This window comes from Vibrio sp. 10N.286.52.F8, from assembly GCF_041468745.1.
GTDB lineage: Bacteria > Pseudomonadota > Gammaproteobacteria > Enterobacterales > Vibrionaceae > Vibrio > Vibrio crassostreae_C.
Window position 1 is genome coordinate 1 of the sequence record NZ_JBFRJF010000088.1, and the last position, 514, is coordinate 514.

Here is a 514-nt window from a genome sequence, read left to right on the forward strand (position 1 = left end):
ATTCAGCGTACCACTACAGACACACTTATCCATTCGACTTTAGTAATCTACCTCTTGTTTTTGAAAGAAAAACTTATCACACTGTGTTTGGTAACGCAGAAAACCGCACTAAACAAATAATATGAAATGGAAAAAATTCACCAACTTCCCATCAAGTTATTAACCTGACCCAAAATGAAACTTTAGAGCTACAGAATCTAAAGATAGTTAGCTCATTTACCGAGAACAAATTTGAAGTATCAATTCAACGATCAGAAATAAACGTCACACAGTACTCTCTAACTCGAGGTTCACACGGTTACGAAGAAGATACCCAATGGCTGATTGAAGAGTTAATACCAAAAGAAGCCTTGGGATGCATTTCAGGACCTCCAGCATCATTTAAAAACTTTGTTCTACTTTCAATAGCCGCAGCAATCGTAAGTGGACAAAAGTGGAACAACTGTAATGTTGAAGAGGGCTCAGTTCTTTACGTAGCGGCCGAAGGAGGAAAGGGGCTTTGTTTCCTAAATCA

Annotated in this window: 1 protein-coding gene; it reads left to right on the forward strand. The window is 38.3% G+C overall.

The window, feature by feature from the left end; genetic code table 11:
• Positions 1-257: 257 nt before the first annotated feature.
• A partial coding sequence (locus tag AB4133_RS22070; protein ID WP_372225770.1) for an AAA family ATPase occupies positions 258-514 on the forward strand: 257 nt, incomplete at its 3' end.